Here is a 3,150-nt window from a genome sequence, read left to right as displayed (position 1 = left end):
GTCACTCAGGTGGTGTCTCCAGTTGAAGGAGGGGGAGCAGTTGTAGGCCAGCAGCTTGCCCGGGAACCGGGCGTGGATCGCCTCGGCGAAGGCCGCAGCTTCCTCGATGTCCGGTCTCGAGGTCTCGAACCACAGCAGATCCGCGAGAGGCGCGTAGGCCAGGGCCCTTTCCGTGGCGGCCTCCATCCCGCCCCGCACTCCGTGGTAACCCTCCGGAGTGCGCTCCCCGGTCAGGAACCTGCGGTCCCGTTCGTCCGCGTCGCTCATCAGGAGCCCGGCGTCGCGGGCGTCGGTCCTCGCCATGAGGAGGGTCGGCACGTCCATCACGTCGGCCGCCAGCCGCGCCGCGGTCAGCGTGCGGATGAACTGCGAGGTCGGCACGAGGACCTTCCCGCCCATGTGCCCGCACTTCTTCTCGGAGGAGAGCTGGTCCTCGAAGTGGACGCCGGCCGCCCCTGCCTCGATCATCGCCTTCATCAGCTCGAAGGCGTGCACGGGACCGCCGAATCCGGCTTCCGCGTCGGCCACCACCGGGGCGAACCAGTCGACGCCGGTCTCACCGTTGATGGACGCGATCTGATCGGCGCGGGTGAGGGCGTTGTTGACGCGCCTGACCGCGGCCGGCACGCTGCTGGACGGGTAGAGGCTCTGGTCCGGGTAGGTCTGCCCCGACAGGTTGGCGTCGGCGGCGACCTGCCAGCCGCTCAGGTAGAGAGCCTTGAGCCCGGCCCGGACCATCTGGACGGCCTGCGCCCCGGTCAGGGCGCCGAACGTGCGGATGATGGGCTCGGTCTCCAGGAGCTCCCACAGCCGCTCCGCCCCGGCCCGAGCGATACTGTGCTCGATCCTGAGGCTGCCCCGCAGGCGGAGTACGTCAAGGGCGGTGTACGGGCGCTCTATGCCCTGCCACCTTGCCTCCCGGTCCCAACGGGCTTGGAGAGCGGCTGCTCTCCTGAACCTGTTCAGGCCATTCATCGACATGGCTCCGTCCCTCCCGGGTACCTATCTCGTACTGACGTGCTCCCGCTGCCTGCGCGTGGCGCCGCGACGGGATCGCTCCGGGTAAGCATGGTGGCGACGGGCGGAGTATGCGGTCATTTCAGCGATAAAGCTAACCTGTTTCTTTCGATCAAACTGATAGGCTGTAGCTATCGGCTCTGGCGGTGTGAGTGGAACTGAGAGAACTGGAGTCCTTCCTGGCGGCGGCCCGGATCGGCAGCTTCCGCGGAGCGGCCCGCGCCTCCTTCGTGAGCCAGCCTTCGCTCAGCGGCCGTATCAGGTCGCTGGAGCGTGATCTGCGTACCCCGCTCTTTCACCGTATGGGGAGGGGTGTCCGGCTGACCGAGGCCGGGGAGGCCTTCCTGCCCTTCGCCGAGCGGGTCCTCGAGTTCCTGGACAAGGGCCAGGAGGCGGTCCGCCAGACCCTCGACGAGCAGCAGGGAACCATCACCATCGGTTCGGCCCGCACCATCGGGACGTACATGCTTCCCCCCACGCTCGACCGCTTCCAGCGTCGCCACCCGCAGGTCTCAGCGCGCATCCGAACCGGACGGTCGACCGACGTTCTCGCCATGATCGTCGACGGCGTGGTGGACGTGGGCCTGTCGAGGGGTCTGGTGCATCCGGACGTGCACTCGATCTACCTGTACGACGAGGAGATCGTTCTCGTGGCCTATCCCGACCACCCTTTTGCGGAGAAGGGGTACGCCCGGATCTCGGAGGTGGCGCGCCAGCCCCTCATCCTCTACGACCCCAGTTCGACCTACTTCCTGCTCATCAACCAGGCGTGTCGCGAGGCGGGCATCGTCCCGCAGATCGAGACCACCCTCGACAGCATCGAGGCCACCAAGCGCATGGTGGCGCTGGGGCTCGGCATCTCCTTCCTGCCGCGCAGCGCCATCCGGGGCGAGGTCGAGATGGGCAGGCTGTTGCCCATTCGGATGGCCGAGAAGCACCGCGTCTACCTGCCCACCCACGTCCTGGTGCGGCGGGCCCAGCACTACAGCCCGCCGGTGCTGGCCTTCCTCGACCTCCTGCATGACCTTCACGGATGCGACTTGTCGGGCGTGCTCGGCAGGAAGGGTTGACGGGCCGCAGTCAGGGGTTCGTGGGAGGGCGGCGCCGTCTGGTGTAGCCCGTCATGCCAGCTGTGGCCGGAATCCGGGCCGGGTCGCACTCAATCCGTGCTGTAGGCCAGTTCCTTCAGCCAGCGCCGGTACTCGACCGCCACCCGGTCGGATCCCTTGATCTGGACCTCCGCCGACAGGTCCATCGGGAGTTCCTCCGGCCGCTGTGACTGAACGATGGGAAGGTCCTGGCCGATGACCAGCGCGTTGAAGTCGAGCATGTCCCGGTCGGTCTGCTCGTCCATCGAGTAGTCACGGCCCATGAAGGTGAAGCACCGCGACGTCTTGCGGCCGGTCGGGCACACCGTGAAGAACAGCAGGTATCTCTGCTCGAGCTGAGGGATCCACTGATCGAGGAGGATCGTGTTCGGCATGAACAGGCGGTAGTCGATCCGGACATCCACCGGGCCGCCCGACTCGAGACCCTTGTTCTTTCCCGAGTCGGCCGGCTCGGCCATGTGGGGGTGGTCGAAACGGAGCTCGTGTCCCACCCGTCCGATCCCGTGGTCCGGAACCTCTGGCTGGTCGCGGTCACCCAGCACCCCGTCGTGGACCCAGGCGAAGTGGGCGAAGTCCACGTAGTTCTCGATCCGGCGCGGCATCGAGCAGTTCCAGTCGTATGACGGCACCTCGATGACCCGGAAGCCCGGATCGTCCCGATAGGGGAACTCGGGGAGCGGGAACCGGGGTTCACCCGACATGCATACCCAAATCAGGCCGGCCGCCTCGGCCGCCGCGAAGCGGGTAAGCCGGGCCCGCTTCGGGATCCGGGTGCCGAAGCGGGACGGGATCTCCGTGCACATACCGTCCGGCCCGTATTTCCAGCCGTGGTAGGCGCAGCGAAGGGAGTCGTCCTCCACCCAGCCGAGCGACAGGGCCGTGCCCCTGTGCGCGCACAGGTCGCGAAAGGCCCGCACCTCGCCGTCCAGCCGGACGAGCACGATCTGCTCGTCCAGCAGCTTGGCGGAGATCGGCTTGTCCTCGCCGAGTTGCGAGGCGTAGGCGACCGGATGCCAGTAGTCGA

3 protein-coding genes are annotated in these 3,150 nt (G+C 67.4%); 1 reads left to right on the top strand and 2 read right to left on the bottom strand.

Translation table 11 applies throughout. From position 1 onward, the window contains the following. The coding region (aceA, locus tag OXK16_08875) for an isocitrate lyase (protein MDE0376059.1) at window positions 1-975 on the bottom strand (975 nt) is incomplete at its 3' end. Between the two features lie 194 nt (window positions 976-1,169). Between aceA and OXK16_08870 the strand changes: the two genes are divergently transcribed. Beyond that, on the top strand, window positions 1,170-2,087 hold the full coding sequence (locus OXK16_08870) for a LysR family transcriptional regulator (GenBank protein MDE0376058.1): 918 nt from the start codon (window positions 1,170-1,172) through the stop codon (window positions 2,085-2,087). 89 nt (window positions 2,088-2,176) lie between these two features. Here OXK16_08870 and OXK16_08865 read toward each other — a convergent pair. Beyond that, the coding region (locus OXK16_08865) for an aromatic ring-hydroxylating dioxygenase subunit alpha (protein MDE0376057.1) at window positions 2,177-3,150 on the bottom strand (974 nt) is incomplete at its 5' end.

The sequence above is a fragment of the bacterium genome (genome assembly GCA_028821235.1).
Taxonomy (GTDB): domain Bacteria; phylum Actinomycetota; class Acidimicrobiia; order Spongiisociales; family Spongiisociaceae; genus Spongiisocius.
Note: the sequence above shows the minus strand (reverse complement) of the source record. Positions and strands in the feature narration are given on the sequence as shown.